Source organism: Bacillus sp. V3B (genome assembly GCF_024494465.1).
GTDB lineage: Bacteria > Bacillota > Bacilli > Bacillales > Cytobacillaceae > Bacillus_BD.
In genome coordinates this window covers 464,525-481,437 of sequence record NZ_JAETXM010000001.1, presented here as the reverse complement: position 1 = coordinate 481,437, position 16,913 = coordinate 464,525, and the positions used below count along the sequence as shown (strand labels likewise).

Genomic DNA, 16,913 nt, shown 5'->3' with positions numbered 1-16,913 from the left:
CCCCCTTATCCGTCCTTCTCTGTATCTAGTTGATCGAAAGGTTCTTTAATCCCGGTACCATCCAATACCGCTGATATTTCCCTCTTTAAACCATACCAATTTTTATTCGTATGTCCTGCAACCCAAACTTCCCCATTTACTTTACGAACCCAAATACGTCGATGATTCCAATAAGCCCCTTGTATAACTCCAATCATAAAAATAACACCGCCAAGCACAAGAATCCAAAGTGTTAAATCTTTTCTCACTGTTAACCCAGATACATTTTTTGTTTCAACACTTTTAAAAGCCATCTTATATTCATTGTCACCCAAAGGTTCAATCGTCTGCTGAATGGCCACAAAACTAACTTCCCCATCAGGCTTGTCAGGTGTAAACATTTTAAAAATAAAAGCTGGACTATTCGGGACTTTCGACTTTGTAGAAGGTTCCCCAGCTTCATCAAATTCAAAATCCGGAAAATAACTAAGCATTTCAACCGAATAGCCTTCTAATAATTCATATGTTGTTTTAGGATTATATAAATCAATCGTCAGATTTCCATATTCCTCATTTGTTTCTTTATTGCTTAACGCAAACGTCATTTTATTTAATTCATTCAGCTTATACTCTACTTGATAGATAGCAAAACTTTCGAATTTCAAAGGGTCATTGACTCGTATCTGAGCGTCCTTCACTTTTTCCAGTTCAGGTGCTTTCCCAGGAATGGTATCCCCTTCCTTTTTATACAAGGTTACATTGGATTGATAATTTTTGACCACCATCCCAGCTTGGTCAAGTGCGGCATCAAAAACTTCATCATCCTTTTCTTTGTCATATACTTCTAGTAAAAACTGATCATTTTTCAAATAATACTCACCATTTGTTTCGGGAATCACTTTTGTTTCTCCTTCACGGAGCCATAACATTTTATCGACATACATTCCAGGAACAAATCGTAACATACTTCCAATTAAAAAGATGATCAGGCCAACATGGTTTACATATGGCCCCCATCTTGAGAAACGCCCTTTTTCAGCAAGGATATTTCCATCTTCTTCTCTTATATGATATCTTTTTGCTTTTAATTTTTCTTTAATCAAATCAAGTTTTTCTACATCCTCGTATTCACTTGTTATACTAAATAAACGTTGACGCTTTAAAAACCCTTCATGCCTCGTTACCTTTTGTTTTTTCAATGCTCGATAAAGAGGAACTATGCGATCAAGACTACATATAACAAGTGACACGCCGATTGAAGCGATTAATAATAAATACCACCATGAACTGTATAAATTATGGAAACCTAGTTCATAATAGACCTTACCTAGCGAACCATATTGGTCCTGATAGAATTCGGCGGCTGGTATCAAAGGTGGAATATACATTTCTTGTGGAAAAATCGTTCCTAATGAAGAGGCGATCAAGGTAATCACAATCAAGGTAACTCCCACTTTTACAGAAGAGAAAAAATTCCAAATTTTATCAATAACAGTCTTATTGTAGGTTTGTGAACGGCGTGCACTGCCTTCATACCTCATGTCTACTAAAAGCTGATCATTTTCCTTCTCCTTAAGAACTTTTCCGCAAGCTTCACAAAGTACCGTTCCATGCGGATTGACATGTCCACATTCACACTTTACCTCTTTCATAAAAAAAAACTCCCCATATTCAAGGTTGTATTTGCTCCATAAAACTATGTACCATTGCTTCCGTCAACTGTCCTGTATGAGATTTAACCACTGTTCCGTCCTTATCAATCAAAAAGGTAATAGGTAGTGGATTAATCCCATATGCAGTCTGCACGTCACCTGTTTTATCAATGACAACAGGAAAGGTCAGATTATGACGTTCAACAAATTTTGTGACGGCAAATTCGGTTTCTCCAACATCAACAGCCAATACTTGCACGCCCTGATCTTTAAAGATCTTGTATTGATTATCAATATATGGAAATTCCTCTTCGCAAGGCTTGCAATATGTTCCCCAAAAATTTAAAAATACACCTTGACCTTCATACTCAGATAGGCGATGTTTTTCACCTTCTAGATCAACAAGCTCAAAATCAGGTGCTGTCTCACCAATTTTAACTTTTTGTACTTTATCTTTTGTAAAATTGGCATACAATGAAAAAATAACAGCAGCTGCCAATAAGAGTAGGATGGCTGTTCTCATCCATAACCGCCGTTTCTTCAACCATGATCCCTCCCCCAAAGCTTTTCTCTATCACCTAATACTACATGTTGAAAAACATAGTAGATCACCATCGATTATATGCAATCAATAGATGATGACCGAACTATACCCCTATATTTTTTCAGAAAAATTTAATAGTTTGCCAATATTATAACATTAACCACATTATTGTATTGTTTTTTTATAAAAACAATTGTGAAACTTCTATGAATTTTCAGCCAATACTCTAAGTTGCTTTATTTCATGTGCCGTTAACTCTCTAGCATCTCCCGATTTTAAACCCTGCAAAGTTAAAAAAGCATATTTTTCTCTGCGCAGTTTCAAAACAGGATGTCCAATGGCTTCAAACATCCTACGTACCTGCCTGTTTCTTCCTTCATGAATGGACAGCTGAATAATAGCTGTTCCCTTCTTTTTATCGGCAGAAATCAGCTTCACCCTTGCCGGAGCTGTTTTACCATCTTCAAGGTGAATTCCTTTTTCTAGACTTTTTAAATTTTCTCTCGTTGGAACCCCTTTTATTTTTGCAATATATTCTTTTTCAATCTCATTTCGGGGGTGCATAAGTAAATTTGCAAATTCCCCATCGTTTGTTAATAACAACACTCCTGATGTGTCATAATCAAGCCTACCTACCGGATAAATCCTCTGCTTAATTTCCGGAAAATAGTCTGTTACCGCTTTTCTCCCCTTCTCATCCTGGACACTGGATATAACACCGCGTGGTTTGTAAAAAAGAAAATAAACAGGCTCTTCCTTTTCAACTGGAATTCCTCCCACTTCTACTCGATCTGAAGGGGACACCTTTACTCCTAACTCTTTAACCACTTTCCCATTTACTTTTACCTTTCCTTCAAGAATCATTTCTTCTGCCTTTCTTCTTGAAGCAAATCCTGCATGTGCAATTACTTTCTGAAGTCTTTCCATGTAGTCACCTCTATTGAATAACTTTCCTATATTCTCAATTCTTTCATCTTGAATTATGCCATAATTTATACTTTTTTCAAAATGAAAGTGAAAAATAAAAGTGAAATCAGCACAATTAGATAAGAATAAAAGGCTTTGTTAAACAATCGTGTAGCTGCTTTATAAGCCTTTGGTGTACGCGTTCATTACGTTATTCATGCTGAATAAAACACATGGCCACATACACCAAAGGCCATTTATCAACAATAATCATTAACATAGCCAAATAAAAAATCACTTTCATCAATTTTTACAAAATTGATGAAAGTGATTTTTTTACCATACTAGTGTTACGACAATAATAGCTACAATAATACCAACAAGATCTGCCCATAAGCCTACCTTCAATGCATCCCCCATTTTTTTTATTCCTACTGCACCAAAATAGACGGTTAAAACATAGAAAGTTGTGTCCGTGCTTCCTTGCAACACAGATGCCAATCGACCAATGAATGAATCTGGACCATGTACAGCAATGAGATCACTCGTCATTCCAAGTGCTGCTGTACCTGAGATGGGACGAATGAACGCCAGAGGAACAATTTCTGCTGGAACACCCATTGCTTCCATCAAAGGTCGTATTAAATTCATTACATATTCGAGTGCTCCAGAGGCACGAAATATAGAAATGGCTACAAGCATCCCAACTAGAAAAGGAATAATTGAGATAGCAATTTTGATTCCCTCTTTCCCACCTTCTACAAAGCTCTCGTAAGTCGGAACCTTTTTAAAGGTTCCATACAGCAGGATAAATCCAATAAGGACTGGTATAAACCATAAAGAAATAATCGAAACAATTCCCATTCTTCATCATCATCCCTTTCGCTTCCGGGATCTTTGATAATAAAACCATCGATCAATTAAAACGGCAGCCACACCCGAACAACATGTTGCCACTAAAGTTGGTCCCACAATATCGGTAGGGGACGCCGCATTATAATTCATTCGAATGGCAATAACAGTAGTCGGTATTAACGTAATACTTGCTGTGTTAATAGCAAGAAATGTCACCATCGATCTGCTTGCTTCCGTTTTATTGTCATTTAACACCCTCATTTGTTCCATCGCTTTAATACCAAGCGGGGTTGCAGCATTTCCAAGCCCAAATAAATTCGCTATCATATTTGACAAAATATATCCCATTGCTGGATGATCTTTTGGGATGTCCGGAAATAATCTTGTGACAATAGGCCGAAATAAGATCGCTAACTTTTCTAACAAGCCCGCATGCTCAGCAATTTTCATGATCCCAAGCCAAAAGACTAGTACACTAATCAAGCCGATACAGAGAGTTACTGCATCTGATGCTCCTTTAAAAATGGCTTCATTGACTTCTTCCATTGTTCCATTTATCGCGGCAAATAGGAATCCAATTACCGTTAATGCTACCCATATGATATTAATCATCTAGGTCCCCACCCATATGAATATGAAAGAGATTTCGAAAGTGCTCAAAGAAGGATTTGTCTTCTTTCACCTTTATCTGTTTATAAAAAAGAGGCTCTTCTTCTATCAGTTGATGATTAAAGTAAATCAATGCTTTCCCTACCACATCTGGTTCTTTTTCTTGTTTACGCCATTCATCCTTTGGTTCTTGTAATTTAAATTCAACTTTAAATAGATCACGTTCATTGCTTGCAATAGGATAAAGAATATCATGTTTTAGATAAACTCTTTTTTTGTAAAATGGCTCGTTAACCTCTTTAATTGTACCTTCTTGTAACACATTTACTAGCTTATAATTTTTAAATCCATATTCATACATATTGATATGGTCGTTCCAATCATCCGGTCCATTTAATGTAACGGCTATCAAATCAAGATTATCTTTTGTTGCTGTCGTCACAAGTGTCCTTTTTGCACGTTTTGTATAACCCGTTTTACCACCTGTTGTATAATCATATAACTCTGTCAGGAGACGATTTTTGTTTTTCCAAACTCGATCCCAGTTTTCAGTAGGGTTTGGCGCACGATGCACCTTTGTTCCCGCAATCAGCTTATATGTATCATTTGTCATCGCATATCTCGTTAACAAAGCCATGTCATATGCTGTTGAAAAATGATCCTCGTGATCATCAAGTCCATGTGGGTTTGCAAAATGAGTGTTTTTCATCCCAATTCCCTCTGCTTTTTGGTTCATTAAATAGACGAATCCATCTAAACTTCCACCAACATGCTCAGCGATGGCTACTGCTGAATCATTTCCGGAACGCAGCATCAAACCATACACAAGATCCTCTAACTTAATTTTCTCGCCTGGTTTCAAATAGATCGATGATCCTGCTGCTCTCACCGCATTCTCACTTACTTTGACTGTATCATTTAATTTCCCTGACTCAATGGCCAAAATAGCGGTCATGATTTTGGTAATACTAGCAATTCTTCTGACCTGATGTGCCTTTTTTTCATATAAAACTCTACCTGACTGTTGTTCCATTAAAACAGCACTACTTGCACTTGCATACCCAGAAGCTTCAGTTTTAAAGGGAAAATACAGTAAGATGGTTGAGGTGATAACAATAAAAACAATCAACAATCTTATATATTTCATTTCGTAATCCCTCTTCTCCTTAATCGGTTTGTACAAGTTTATGCGGGGCACGTCCCAATATGACAAAAAAGAGCTCAAACATGGACTCATCACATGTTTAAGCTCTTCTTCATCTTGTGCTTGTCGCGCTTGGGCAAGGCGTCTTCGCTTTTCTCTGTCTAGCTACTTCGCCTAACCGCTCGAGGTCATAAGTTGTTCCAATGAGAAGGTTAAAGAACAACCTTCTCCCCGGACCATCTTATGCTTGTCGTGCTTGGGCAAGGCGTCTTCGCTTTTCGTTTTAATAAGGTTTCCATTTTAGTTCTTTTGCTTTTGCGAAGCGTTCTTCAACATCTTTCCAACTGACAATATTCCACCATCTATCTACATATTGTGCTCTATTGTTTTTATATTGAAGATAGTAAGCATGTTCCCATACATCAAGAACAAGTAGTGGAATTGTATCCCACTGTGTTAAGAGCATATGTCTTTCAGATTGAAGGATCTCAAGGTGCCGAGACCGTGGTGACCAAACAAGAATCGCCCATCCGACTCCTTCTACTTGTTTAGCAGCTTCGGTAAAATGTTTCTTAAATGCATCAAAGCTACCAAAATACTTTTCAATTTCTTTTAACAAAGCACCCTTCGGTTCCCCCCCACCTTTTGGGCTCATATTATTCCAAAAAACAGTATGGAGATTATGTCCTGATCCATGGAAAGCTAACTCTCTTGACCAATGTTTAACAAGCGCAAAATCCCCACTTTTTCTGGCCTCTTTGAGTTTTTTCTCCGCCTTATTTAACCCATCCACATACGATTGATGGTGCTTTGTATGATGTAACTTCATAATTTCTTCTGAGATATAGGGCTGAAGAGCGTCATAATCATAGGGCAGGGGTGGTAGCTTGTGATTTCCAATCCCTACAAATGGTTCGTTCATATAGACCATGCCAAGTTCTTGACGGTTTGTAAAATAGTGGTCCATTTCACTGTGAAGTTCCTCAACTTCAGTTTGTATTCTTGCTAAATCTTCTTGACTCAGATCTTTCTGAGTAATCCCATCCATAATATTTGTAAATTGATCTAAACGATTCCAAATTTCAGCATCCTCTTCAACCTGTTCTGATTCTAAAAAACGTTTTAAATCATCATTCCAGTTGATAACTTCTTTTACATATTCATTAAATAGACTCACGCCCAGCCCCCATTTCTTAATTTCGTGTCCGTGACTATTCTATGAATAATAGGAAAGATTATTGCCTGGCTAATAAATGGAACACAAAGAGGTTAAACTTCTTCCATAAAAAAACCATCGAAATTTCGATGGTTTTTCACTGTATTAAGCCACTTCTGCTTTTCTATTTCGATTGGATCATTTTTGTTTGGTAATCTGTTACATAGTATTCTAGCTCTTCTCGAATTTCTTGGAATGTACTTTCTAAATTCTTAAAAACCGACTTTATACTGTCAGGTGTATCCTGTCTAAATTTAATTGAGTTTTTCCCCGTATAAGCAGAACGACTATCTTCAAACCAAGCATCACTTTTAGGTGCGAAAAATTCTTCTATGCACTGGTGATAAATACGGTAAAGCGTTTTTTCTGCAGCAGCTTTTGCAAAAGGTTCATTCTTCACAATCACCCGACAGGCGTCCAATCCCTCTTCGCAAAAAACAAGTAGTTTACGGATATTAGACAAAATAGATTTATAATACTCAGAATCTCCTTCTTTTTCTTTAACAAGTCCACTCAAAGTCGTCTTATTTAAAAAAGTTTCAAATTCAGCGATTGTAAATTCAAGAAATTTTTTCACATCTATGATCTGTGTCTGAACAAGTGTATTTCCCAATGATTTCACCCCTGTTAAATTAGCTTTTAATTAGATTCCACCATATAGTCCAGTGAAGAATGAAGAACAGTTTCCTTGTTTTCCTCTAATTCCTGAAAAAAACTCCTTAATTTATCAAAGTTCACCCCTTCAAAACAAAAGGAAAATTCCGAGCCTTTGTTTATATAGACTTGCTTTCGATTTCGATAATGAGGATTCTTAATCAAACATGCTAATGCGACAAGATCTTTTAACTCAACATCTCTATTCCCTACATGAAAAATAGGGTTTTGCTGAAATGGTGTAAATTCATGAAGCATTTCTTCAAAATAACGAAGATACAAAACACGAAAAACTCGTTCTTTCCCATTCTCCACAAAAATTATTTCACTTCGATTGAAATAGTCTTCAGAGGTATTTGGTTTCTCCTTCTTCAATTCATATCCACGACAATATTTGATTAGCAAGTAAGCCCTCCTCCCCATCTGTTGAAAAGTAAATATGTAAAAATAAAGAATAGTAAGAAAATAATTAAAGTTGCTTCTATTTTACCATAGATTCGTTAAAAAAGCTTAGAAAAATCATGAATCCATTTTATCTTCAAACCTTTCAAAAAATAAATCTGCTTCTTCCTGAATATAGTCTTCATCCATTTTTTCTGGAAGCGGAGGAAGTTCCTTAATATTCTTCAAACCAAAATAATCGAGAAATCCCTTGGTTGTCCCATATAAATAGGCTCTGCCCGTTCCTTCTGCTCTTCCAACCTCTTTAATTAAAGCCTTTGCCATTAGTGTATGAAGAGGTCTCTCTGTTTTTACCCCTCTAATCTCTTCAATCTCGATTCTTGTGATCGGTTGCTTATAGGCAATGATGGCTAATGTTTCAAGTGCTGCTTGTGACAAAGCTGTTGTATGAGGAGACTCTACAAGTTTTTTCAAATAAGAAGAATATTCCTTTTTTGTTGCAAGTTGGTAAGTTTCTGCCAGTTGAATAAGTGTAATTCCACGGTTTTCATTTTCATTGTAGGCATTCATTAACTCATCTAAAACTTGCTCAGCTGTTATTTCCTCGATTTCAAGGACTTGAGAGATTTGCTTCAATGTCAACCCTTCATCACCAGCCGCAAACAATAAACTTTCCACTATTCCTTTCCAATTAACAATTTCCATTATTCCCCCGCTCCTTCTACTGCAGAAACAAAAATTTCAGCGAAGTTTTTCTCTTGCTCGACTAAAATGACATTTTTCTTCATTAACTCTAATACAGCTAAAAAAGTAACAACAATATGCTCTTTATCTAAAATTGGAAATAGATCATAAAATCGTTTGCGGCTTTTCGTTTTCTTTAAGTCACTTATGATCTCCTTCATTCTTTGCTCAATTGGAATTTCCTGACGAGTAATTTTCGTCAATAATGGTTTTTGCAGTTTTTTTCGGCGTAAAAGCTTTTGCAAGGCTCCTAGCATATCATAGAGTGATACATCGGCCTCCGGTTTTTTCTCATGTTCTATGTCTTTAGCATACTCCGCTAAATCACTAGGAGGCTTTGTAAACATCAATCCTCTCTCTTTCTCAAGAGATTTTAAGTCATCAGCAACTTCCTTATATTTTCGATATTCGATCAACTTTTCAACAAGTTCTTCACGTGGATCTTCTTCCATTTCAAACGTAAGGTCTTCGTCAAAGTCAGCATTATGATTTGGTAAGAGCATTTTACTTTTAATCGCTAATAGCGTTGCTGCCATGACTAAGAATTCACTTGCTAAATCAAGCTGTAACTCTTTCATCGTATGAATATAAATTAAATATTGGTCTGTTATTTCTGCAACAGGTATATCATATATATCAATTTCCAGATGATTGATAAGATGTAGGAGCAAATCTAACGGTCCTTCAAACGCATCAATTTTTACATTATATTGCATAAATTCCACCAAAACTTTTCTAATAATTATTGTTGATCAACATAAGATTATTGGACTTTCATTATTTTATTTCAATGTTTTATGATAGATAAATCATTAATAAGTATAGTAGATAGATACCATTAATCCAATAGTAATTTCTTACGATGGTTTGAATGGTTGAAAAGTCTAATAAAATTCAGTATCGAACCCTCAACTCTATGCTACACTTAACCTAATTTAATTTTTTAAAAAGGAGAATAAGCAAAATGATGTTTCCACAGGAATATATAAACTATTTAGTGCACTTTCATGGCAATAGGGACTATTTCGAATGCCATGAGATTTTAGAAGATTATTGGAAGAAGGTAGATAATGGAAATAAAGAATCCATTTGGGTCGGTTTTATTCAACTAGCAGTGGCGAATTACCATCATAGACGAGGCAATTTCAAGGGAGCCTCCCGAACAATCCAAAAATCCCTTCATATTTTCTCTATAAATAAAGAAGAATTAATCAGACTCGGGATTGAATTCACCTTACTTGTTAAGCAAATGAACGAACAGCTTACCCACATTGAGAATAGGCAGGACTATCAAAGCATGACCCTCCCCATCTATTCAAAATCATTAGTTGAGGAATGCAAAAACCGGAGCCTTGAATTAAATATGCAATGGTGCAGTGAAAGTGATATAAATGACCTTCAAATCGTACACCGTCATGTAAGTAGAGACCGTACAAGCGTAATTAATGAACGGAAAAAGGCATTAGAGAAAAAAACAAATAGAAGGCAGTGAGCTTTAATCACTACCTTCTTCCTTACCACATCTATTCAAAAAATCTTTCGTAACTTCATTAGCAGTCACCTTTTTATCTGGATATAAGTCTTTTAATGCCTTTACCATACTGGTTCCAATACCCTGCATTCGATGTGATGGATTGACAGAAATATGGTAAATTTTAAAGGTTATATCATCAATCCAAATACCACCAAGTAAACCAATAATATCTTCATCTACTTTCCACAAAAACAATTGCCAATTCTCATCTGTTTCATAGTGCTTAATTGTCTTTTGAAGTTTTTTCAAGTCTTTTTCACTAGGCATAAAAGACAATAAACCCATTGCAATTTTTTCTAACGTTTTTTTATACCGAATTAGCATCATTAATCCCTCATTAATAAATCATTAAATCTATTTTTACCATTTCAAAAGATTTTTAAACTATTATACCTTGTTTAATTACAATGACTCAATTCATTATACTATATAATCATACATAATTGGCCATCACCTTTCAATCTTCAGACAATGAAAATTTCCTGTGATTGTGTTGCATTCTTTTTAACTGGATATCCTAACATTAGGCTCCCTATTTGAATCACAATACATCAAATGACGAAACTTTAATAAACCCTTCACCGTCTATTATTTGAACGAATTTAATATTATGGCCTTGTTAAACAATATTGTTGATGCTTTAAATGCCTTTGGTATACGCATCCATTAAGTTATTCCATAGAATAAAACACATGGTCGCATATACCAAGGCAAATTTTCAACATTAATCATTAACATAGCCAATATTATAAGGAGGATGCAATGAAAAAGATTACGATTCTACTAATACTATTGCTGTTTTTTTTACCTCTTCGCAGTTTTGCTGATGTAGTGGTTGGTGATATGATCATTACTTTAGGTGAAAGCTTATCAGAAGAACAGAAAAATAAGATCCTGTCCGAAATGAACGCACCCACAGATGCCCAAATTATTACCGTTACAAATGCTGAAGAACATAAATATTTAGGGAACTATATTGCTAAATCTATAATTGGTACACAAACTTTCTCATCATCTGCCATTACCATTGCAGCTAAAAACTCAGGTCTCGAAGTTGAAACAAATAATATTAACTGGGTTACAGATGAAATGTACATAAATGCTTTAATTACAGCAGGCGTAAAGGATGCCAAAATTTATATTACAGCTCCTTTTGAGGTGTCTGGGACCGGTGCTTTAACTGGACTTATCAAAGCATATGAAATATCAGCTGATAAAGCAATACCTGAAGATGTCAAACAAGCTGCAAATGAAGAATTGGTCACATCCGCTGAATTAGGTGATAGCATTGGTACAGAAAAGGCCTCTGCTTTGATAACCAAAATTAAAGAAGACATCGCTAACCAACAACCAAAAACAGAGGCGGATATTCGAGTTATCGTAGAAAACGCTGCTAAAGAGCTAGGGATTACATTAACCGAAGAACAGTTGCAAAGTTTAATTGACCTTTTTAATAAGTTAAAGGATTTAAATATCGATTGGAATCAAGTCAATGATCAATTAACAATTGCCAAAGATAAAATTTCCACTTATCTTGAAAGTGAAGAAGGGCAAGGATTTCTTGAAAGCATCAAACAATTCTTCATCAACTTAATTGATGCCATTAAATCCTTTTTTTCTAAATAAAAGACCTTGTTAACAACATTGTTGATGCTTTAAAAGCCTTTGGTGTACGCGCCAAGTTATTCCACGGAATAAAATCTCAGGCCACGCACACCAAAGGCAAATTTTCAGGAGATAATCATTAATTAACACAGCCAAATAAAAAGGCTCCTATGAAAAACGCTAAGCATCTTTTACAGATGCTTAGCGTTTATGGTTTCTTTTAATGACAAATCAAGACGAACAAGATCTTCATAGGTTTCTCGCTTGACCACTAATGTTGCTACTCCATTTTCTACAAATACAACAGGGGGTCTAGGAATCCGATTATAATTATTTGCCATCGAATAACCATAGGCACCTGTACAAAACATAGCCAAAATATCTTGATGATCTGCTTCGGGCAGTGGTAAATCCCAAATCAGCATATCACCTGATTCACAGCATTTACCAGCAATCGATACCACTTCAGTTGGTTTTTCGAGTGGCTTATTAGCTAAAACAGCTTCATACTTCGCTTGGTAAAGAGCAGGTCTGATGTTATCAGTCATTCCTCCATCAACCGCTAAATAATGGCGAACATCTGGTACTTCTTTTCTCGAACCTATTTTGTATAATGTGATCCCAGCATCACCAACCAATGATCTTCCCGGTTCAATTCCAATCTCCGGAATATTCATTGAGTACGTTTCTGCCTGCTTTTTAACCTCTTGAATAATTTCTTCTACATAATCAGAGGCAGGTTTTGGATCATCTTCACTTGTATAACGAATTCCAAAGCCCCCACCAAGATTTAAAACGGCAGGTTCAAAAGAATAGCCTGTTTTCCACTCTTGCAATCTTTCAAATATTTTCTGAACTGCTAGTGTAAAACCAGTTGTTTCAAAAATTTGTGAACCAATATGACAATGAAGACCGGATGCAATTAACCATGAAGATTCAATTACTTTACGAAGTGCTTCCTCTGCCTGTCCATTTTGTAAACCAAAGCCAAACTTTGAATCCTCTTGTCCTGTTAATATATAGTCATGAGTATGTGCTTCAATTCCAGGGGTCACTCGTAAGACTACAGCCATTTTTTGTTCTTTTTCGGCACATAATTCTTCAAGTAAACTCAATTCATAAAAATTATCAACAACGATATAACCTATTTTATGATGTAATGCCATTTCTAATTCCGCTCTACTCTTATTATTACCGTGGAAATGAACACGCTCCATTGGAAAACCAGCAGCAACCGCTGTATATAATTCTCCCCCAGACACAACATCAAGTGAAAGTCCCTCTTCTTCAGCTAATTGGACCATCGCTATCGTTGAAAATGATTTACTCGCAAAAGATACCTGTGCACTTATACCATATTTCTTAAATGTATCCTGAAAGCTTCTCGCTCTTTGTCTAATTAAAGCAACATCATAAACATAAACTGGTGTACCAAATTCCTTTACCAATTCAACAGTATCAACACCGCCTATTTCTAAATGGCCTTTATCGTTTACTGCAGTGGTTCCATAATAATACATGACCGTCCCTCGTTCCTTTAAGTAAATCAACGAATCTTTATCTAAAATAGACTCTACTTGCTATTTTAAAAAATACTTTATCATAACGTAGTTTAAATCGCAATATAAGAACTAATTCAATAACCCTAAGAGTAAGTGCTCCTTCTAAATATTTTTATACTCTTTCTAACTATTTATTAATCCTTATTATAAAGTAAGGAGAAAAACAGAAGCAATATTGCTTCTGTTTATTGCTTTGGTTGCCTGACCCGGTTTTCCGAATGAATAATACTAGGTCTTAATTGAGATCCAGGTACAGCGCGACGAACAAGAATTTGCATTAATGCCTTTGGGTGAAATGGTAAGAGTGGCCATAAGTAAGGAGTATTAAATGAACGAATTCTCGCCAATAGAATAATAAATAGCGTGATACCAACAACCAACCCTGGTGTGTGAAAAATAGCGACACAAATGAGTAGACAGAGTCGTACAAGTTTATTGGCAATACTTAATTCATAACTTGGTGTTACGAAATTCCCAATTGCTGCTAACGATACATATAAAATGACTTCCGGAACAAATAAACCTACATCTATGGCAATTTGTCCAATTAAAACAGCAGCAACTAAACCCATAGCAGTCGACAACGATGTTGGTGTATGGATGGCAGCCATCCTCAAAAATTCGATTCCTATATCAGCAAGAAAGATTTGTACTACAATCGGAATATTCGTTAACTCATTAGGTCCAATGAAAGAAATTCTCTCAGGCAACAAGGATGGTTCAAGAACGAATAAAAACCACAGTGGTAACAAAAAAAGTGACGATAAAATACCAAGAAACCTAACCCAACGAACAAACGTACCAACCGCAGGTGATTGGCGATATTCCTCTACATGCTGCATATGGTGAAACACTGTTGTTGGAGTCATAATAACACTTGGTGATGTATCAACATAAATAATAACATGTCCTTCTAATATATGTGTTGCTGCTATATCTGCACGTTCAGTATAGCGGATAAGTGGAAAAGGATTATAACCCTGCTTTAACAAAAATTCTTCGACCGTTTTATCAGCCATTGTTAAACCATCTATCTTGATTGCTTGAAGTTCCTTCCTAATGATTTCTACAAGATCTGGATTTGCCACACCATCAATATAGCCAATTGCAATATCCGTTTTACCTCTTTCACCGACACGCATAATTTCAAACCGTAAACGCTCATCTCTAATTCTTCTTCTTGTTAGAGCTGTATTAATAATAATATTTTCAACAAATCCATCCCGTGAACCACGAACGACCTTTTCTGTATCAGGTTCCATCGGTGTACGCCCAGGATAGCTTCGAACATCAACAACAAGTCCAGTACTGTAGCCATCTACAACAACAACGATCAGTCCGGAAAGTACTTCATCGACTAATTCATCCATTGTTTCAATTGGGTTAACTGACTGATGAACAAGTCGATTATGAACAAGATCGAAAAGATTTACAGAAGTCTGCTCATGATCGTTAATTTCGACAAGTTGCTCTGTTAATTCAATGATGAATTGTGTATCACACAATCCATTTACATAGTAATAATGAACATCTTTTGATAAAATCTTTAATTTCCTAACGCCTAAATCAAAGCTTTTATCAAGTCCCACATGATGTTTCATATACTGCTCAATCGTACCTACGGATTCAGGTATGGGGGTTTTATCAGTTGTTTGATTGTTGCTCATAGTATCCGCTCCTTCCCAAAATGATTTCTACTGCTTGTCTTGTAATGGGAGCACCATGATCAAAATGATCCTTCCTTGCCATTTTCCCAATATCCCCAACGCCAACAACTATTGGGACATCCAATTCATCAATGCTGTATACAGTATCTCCATATAATCTACCTTCTTCCATTTCTTGAATGCCAAATTTATCTACACCATTTGCTGTCAATACCCCATCACGGTCAATACAAACATCCACTCTCGTCCACTCCTCTTTTCTTGTTCTAGAGGCAACAGCAATAATCCCGAGGACTTCTATATCTTTGTGACGGGCAACATATTTTAATGCTTGTTCTCCAGCTCCTTCACCAATAAACCCACTATCATCAAACATGACAAGTACAGGATCATGTGCTGCTTTTTTGATTTGTTTTATGATTTCAGGTCCACTTAACACAGATGGATTCCCATGGGACAGTGAAATACATCTTCCGCCAATTTCATTTGCTATCAGTTCAAGTGACTTTCGTGCATATTCATCTCCATCCGTAACTAATATGACTCGCCTAGCACCATCCATATTTTGATGTCCTTTCAAAAAAGTTTCCTTCCTAATGATCGACAAAATAAATCCAATGAAACAATGAACCGAATATTTTTCCAAACACGAGTGCCATAAGTAAAATAACAATCTTGTCATCTACCCCGATTCGTTTAGCTAAAATAGGCCAAACATTCAGTACCTCCGTTAAGGCCGCTGTCATCATGCCAACAAAGATACCACCCGCTAAACCAAACGCGATTAAAATCAATGGGGTTAGGTGAAAATGGGGTTCTTGTAATATCCCTAATGTACCGGCAACTGCTCCGATTACGACTGCCCATTCATATAGTTGAATCATTTTCATTGTTTTCGTTAGTTGAGTAAGTCTAGGTATGATTCCAAGTACTGTTAAAAAAGCCACATAGCCTGCCCCTACTGACAATCCACCTGCAAATCCCAGAAAAATGGTAAACAGGGACTTAGTGATCATTGATCTTCTTCACACTTTCCTTATTTTCGTGCATGATCACGTATTGATCGAGGTCCTGTTGATAATTAAACATTTCGACCTCGAGTGGGCTTGGTTCTTCGTTAAGTCTTTTCTTGAAGACATGATTAAAAAAGATGATCATTCCAAGACCTAATCCAATTGAATAGGGAATTTGAAATAGAAGTGGCTTTTCTTCATTTTTCCCTGTTATCATCGTATAAATTCGTTGATGTACATCTTGCATACTTACATCTTCATGAAAATTCATAATAGTAAGCATGGAACCAAAAAATAATAGAAACCAAGTTAATACAAATAAACCGATTGAAACTTTTCTTTTCTTATAGACAACTTCTATAATGGTTTGTGAGGGTCCTAGGACTTGAACTTCTATTGCTGGATCGAATTTAGCTATTTCAGATACTACATGCATCACATCAATGATGAGTATATTTCGATCGTTATTGGAAACCTGATAAATCAACCGTTGATTTAACTGTTCATGAAGAGTCTCCTCCGTAATGATTTGAGCGATATCTTTTAAAAATATCTTTTCGTGAGGTCGAACTAAGACACGATGACGAAGTCGAATATAAACCGTTTTTCCCAACATGTTCACATCCCTCACAGCAATTTCCTTGTATGAGTAGTATTTCTTATCACCGAAATCTTCATGAACTCCAAAAAATGGATATTGTAAAAATTAGATTTTCTTCGATTTTTGACTCATCCGTGTGAATTGTCCATTTCACACGCCTTTCAGCGTAGCTGAAAGGTTACGGCACGTTCATGAAGCAGCAGGAGAAAACTAGTTTTCTCCTGCT

19 protein-coding genes are annotated in these 16,913 nt (G+C 36.1%); 2 read left to right on the top strand and 17 right to left on the bottom strand.

Going from position 1 to position 16,913, the window contains the following annotated elements; all coding sequences use genetic code 11:
• Window positions 1-5 precede the first annotated feature (5 nt).
• The 11 genes from resB to JMM81_RS02390 all read right to left on the bottom strand — a co-directional run bounded on the left by resB (window position 6) and on the right by JMM81_RS02390 (window position 9,421).
• Window positions 6-1,631 carry a cytochrome c biogenesis protein ResB gene (gene resB / locus JMM81_RS02440; protein ID WP_256239904.1) on the bottom strand — a complete coding sequence of 542 codons (1,626 nt, stop codon included), beginning with the start codon at window positions 1,629-1,631 and terminating at the stop codon, window positions 6-8.
• Window positions 1,632-1,650: 19 nt separating this feature from the next.
• The gene (gene resA, locus JMM81_RS02435; RefSeq protein ID WP_256239903.1) at window positions 1,651-2,175 is read right to left on the bottom strand and encodes a thiol-disulfide oxidoreductase ResA; all 525 of its coding nucleotides are present in this window, start codon (window positions 2,173-2,175) and stop codon (window positions 1,651-1,653) included.
• Window positions 2,176-2,379: 204 nt separating this feature from the next.
• Window positions 2,380-3,102: a pseudouridine synthase gene (locus JMM81_RS02430; RefSeq protein WP_256239902.1), complete on the bottom strand. Its 723-nt coding sequence runs from the start codon at window positions 3,100-3,102 to the stop codon at window positions 2,380-2,382.
• 315 nt (window positions 3,103-3,417) lie between these two features.
• A complete protein-coding gene (locus JMM81_RS02425) occupies window positions 3,418-3,945 on the bottom strand; it encodes a spore maturation protein (RefSeq protein ID WP_256239901.1) in 528 nt (175 codons plus the stop codon).
• A gap of 9 nt (window positions 3,946-3,954) precedes the next feature.
• A complete protein-coding gene (locus JMM81_RS02420; protein ID WP_256239900.1) occupies window positions 3,955-4,548 on the bottom strand; it encodes a nucleoside recognition domain-containing protein in 594 nt (197 codons plus the stop codon).
• Complete coding sequence (locus JMM81_RS02415; RefSeq protein ID WP_256239899.1) at window positions 4,541-5,692, bottom strand: D-alanyl-D-alanine carboxypeptidase family protein; 1,152 nt, start codon at window positions 5,690-5,692, stop codon at window positions 4,541-4,543. Before JMM81_RS02415 ends, JMM81_RS02420 begins: the two co-directional genes overlap by 8 nt.
• 280 nt (window positions 5,693-5,972) lie before the next feature.
• Window positions 5,973-6,866, bottom strand: a complete 894-nt coding sequence (locus tag JMM81_RS02410; protein WP_256239898.1) for a superoxide dismutase — start codon at window positions 6,864-6,866, stop codon at window positions 5,973-5,975.
• A 163-nt stretch (window positions 6,867-7,029) separates the two neighbouring features.
• Complete coding sequence (locus tag JMM81_RS02405) at window positions 7,030-7,518, bottom strand: YpuI family protein (RefSeq protein WP_256239897.1); 489 nt, start codon at window positions 7,516-7,518, stop codon at window positions 7,030-7,032.
• A gap of 26 nt (window positions 7,519-7,544) precedes the next feature.
• On the bottom strand, window positions 7,545-7,964 hold the full coding sequence (locus JMM81_RS02400; protein WP_256239896.1) for a hypothetical protein: 420 nt from the start codon (window positions 7,962-7,964) through the stop codon (window positions 7,545-7,547).
• Window positions 7,965-8,078: 114 nt separating this feature from the next.
• Entirely contained in the window at window positions 8,079-8,666 is a 588-nt protein-coding gene (gene scpB / locus JMM81_RS02395; protein ID WP_256239895.1) for an SMC-Scp complex subunit ScpB, read from the bottom strand.
• Window positions 8,666-9,421 (bottom strand): segregation/condensation protein A, encoded by a 756-nt coding sequence (locus tag JMM81_RS02390; protein WP_256239894.1) that lies wholly within the window; start codon window positions 9,419-9,421, stop codon window positions 8,666-8,668. Before JMM81_RS02390 ends, scpB begins: the two co-directional genes overlap by 1 nt.
• A 248-nt stretch (window positions 9,422-9,669) precedes the next feature.
• On the opposite strand from JMM81_RS02390, the gene JMM81_RS02385 reads away from it, so the two are divergent.
• Window positions 9,670-10,197 carry a DUF309 domain-containing protein gene (locus JMM81_RS02385; protein ID WP_256239893.1) on the top strand — a complete coding sequence of 176 codons (528 nt, stop codon included), beginning with the start codon at window positions 9,670-9,672 and terminating at the stop codon, window positions 10,195-10,197.
• A 3-nt stretch (window positions 10,198-10,200) separates the two neighbouring features.
• Here JMM81_RS02385 and JMM81_RS02380 read toward each other — a convergent pair whose 3' ends face one another.
• Window positions 10,201-10,563: a GNAT family N-acetyltransferase gene (locus JMM81_RS02380; RefSeq protein WP_256240300.1), complete on the bottom strand. Its 363-nt coding sequence runs from the start codon at window positions 10,561-10,563 to the stop codon at window positions 10,201-10,203.
• Between the two features lie 438 nt (window positions 10,564-11,001).
• Between JMM81_RS02380 and JMM81_RS02375 the strand changes: the two genes are divergently transcribed.
• Complete coding sequence (locus JMM81_RS02375) at window positions 11,002-11,865, top strand: DUF1002 domain-containing protein (RefSeq protein WP_256239892.1); 864 nt, start codon at window positions 11,002-11,004, stop codon at window positions 11,863-11,865.
• A 170-nt stretch (window positions 11,866-12,035) separates the two neighbouring features.
• On the opposite strand, the gene lysA is transcribed toward JMM81_RS02375, so the two are convergent.
• The 5 genes from lysA to JMM81_RS02350 form a co-directional block, all read right to left on the bottom strand.
• A complete protein-coding gene (gene lysA, locus JMM81_RS02370; RefSeq protein WP_256239891.1) occupies window positions 12,036-13,364 on the bottom strand; it encodes a diaminopimelate decarboxylase in 1,329 nt (442 codons plus the stop codon).
• A gap of 227 nt (window positions 13,365-13,591) precedes the next feature.
• Complete coding sequence (locus tag JMM81_RS02365) at window positions 13,592-15,073, bottom strand: spore germination protein (RefSeq protein ID WP_256239890.1); 1,482 nt, start codon at window positions 15,071-15,073, stop codon at window positions 13,592-13,594.
• Window positions 15,051-15,635 carry a stage V sporulation protein SpoVABEA gene (gene spoVAEA / locus JMM81_RS02360; RefSeq protein ID WP_256240299.1) on the bottom strand — a complete coding sequence of 195 codons (585 nt, stop codon included), beginning with the start codon at window positions 15,633-15,635 and terminating at the stop codon, window positions 15,051-15,053. The genes JMM81_RS02365 and spoVAEA overlap by 23 nt, the downstream gene beginning before the upstream one ends.
• 31 nt (window positions 15,636-15,666) lie before the next feature.
• The gene (locus JMM81_RS02355; RefSeq protein WP_256239889.1) at window positions 15,667-16,089 is read right to left on the bottom strand and encodes a stage V sporulation protein AB; all 423 of its coding nucleotides are present in this window, start codon (window positions 16,087-16,089) and stop codon (window positions 15,667-15,669) included.
• Entirely contained in the window at window positions 16,079-16,699 is a 621-nt protein-coding gene (locus JMM81_RS02350; protein WP_256240298.1) for a stage V sporulation protein AA, read from the bottom strand. The genes JMM81_RS02355 and JMM81_RS02350 overlap by 11 nt, the downstream gene beginning before the upstream one ends.
• Window positions 16,700-16,913 lie beyond the last annotated feature (214 nt).

What these genes read in the sequence shown, in the direction of transcription:
- resB (WP_256239904.1), bottom strand. Translation starts at nt 1,631, where the DNA reads ATGAAAGAGGTAAAGTGTGAATGTGGACATGTCAATCCGCATGGAACG.
- JMM81_RS02430 (WP_256239902.1), bottom strand. Translation starts at nt 3,102, where the DNA reads ATGGAAAGACTTCAGAAAGTAATTGCACATGCAGGATTTGCTTCAAGA.
- JMM81_RS02425 (WP_256239901.1), bottom strand. Translation starts at nt 3,945, where the DNA reads ATGGGAATTGTTTCGATTATTTCTTTATGGTTTATACCAGTCCTTATT.
- JMM81_RS02420 (WP_256239900.1), bottom strand. Translation starts at nt 4,548, where the DNA reads ATGATTAATATCATATGGGTAGCATTAACGGTAATTGGATTCCTATTT.
- JMM81_RS02415 (WP_256239899.1), bottom strand. Translation starts at nt 5,692, where the DNA reads ATGAAATATATAAGATTGTTGATTGTTTTTATTGTTATCACCTCAACC.
- scpB (WP_256239895.1), bottom strand. Translation starts at nt 8,666, where the DNA reads ATGGAAATTGTTAATTGGAAAGGAATAGTGGAAAGTTTATTGTTTGCG.
- JMM81_RS02390 (WP_256239894.1), bottom strand. Translation starts at nt 9,421, where the DNA reads ATGCAATATAATGTAAAAATTGATGCGTTTGAAGGACCGTTAGATTTG.
- JMM81_RS02385 (WP_256239893.1), top strand. Translation starts at nt 9,670, where the DNA reads ATGATGTTTCCACAGGAATATATAAACTATTTAGTGCACTTTCATGGC.
- JMM81_RS02380 (WP_256240300.1), bottom strand. Translation starts at nt 10,563, where the DNA reads ATGCTAATTCGGTATAAAAAAACGTTAGAAAAAATTGCAATGGGTTTA.
- JMM81_RS02375 (WP_256239892.1), top strand. Translation starts at nt 11,002, where the DNA reads ATGAAAAAGATTACGATTCTACTAATACTATTGCTGTTTTTTTTACCT.
- lysA (WP_256239891.1), bottom strand. Translation starts at nt 13,364, where the DNA reads ATGTATTATTATGGAACCACTGCAGTAAACGATAAAGGCCATTTAGAA.
- JMM81_RS02365 (WP_256239890.1), bottom strand. Translation starts at nt 15,073, where the DNA reads ATGAGCAACAATCAAACAACTGATAAAACCCCCATACCTGAATCCGTA.
- spoVAEA (WP_256240299.1), bottom strand. Translation starts at nt 15,635, where the DNA reads ATGGATGGTGCTAGGCGAGTCATATTAGTTACGGATGGAGATGAATAT.
- JMM81_RS02355 (WP_256239889.1), bottom strand. Translation starts at nt 16,089, where the DNA reads ATGATCACTAAGTCCCTGTTTACCATTTTTCTGGGATTTGCAGGTGGA.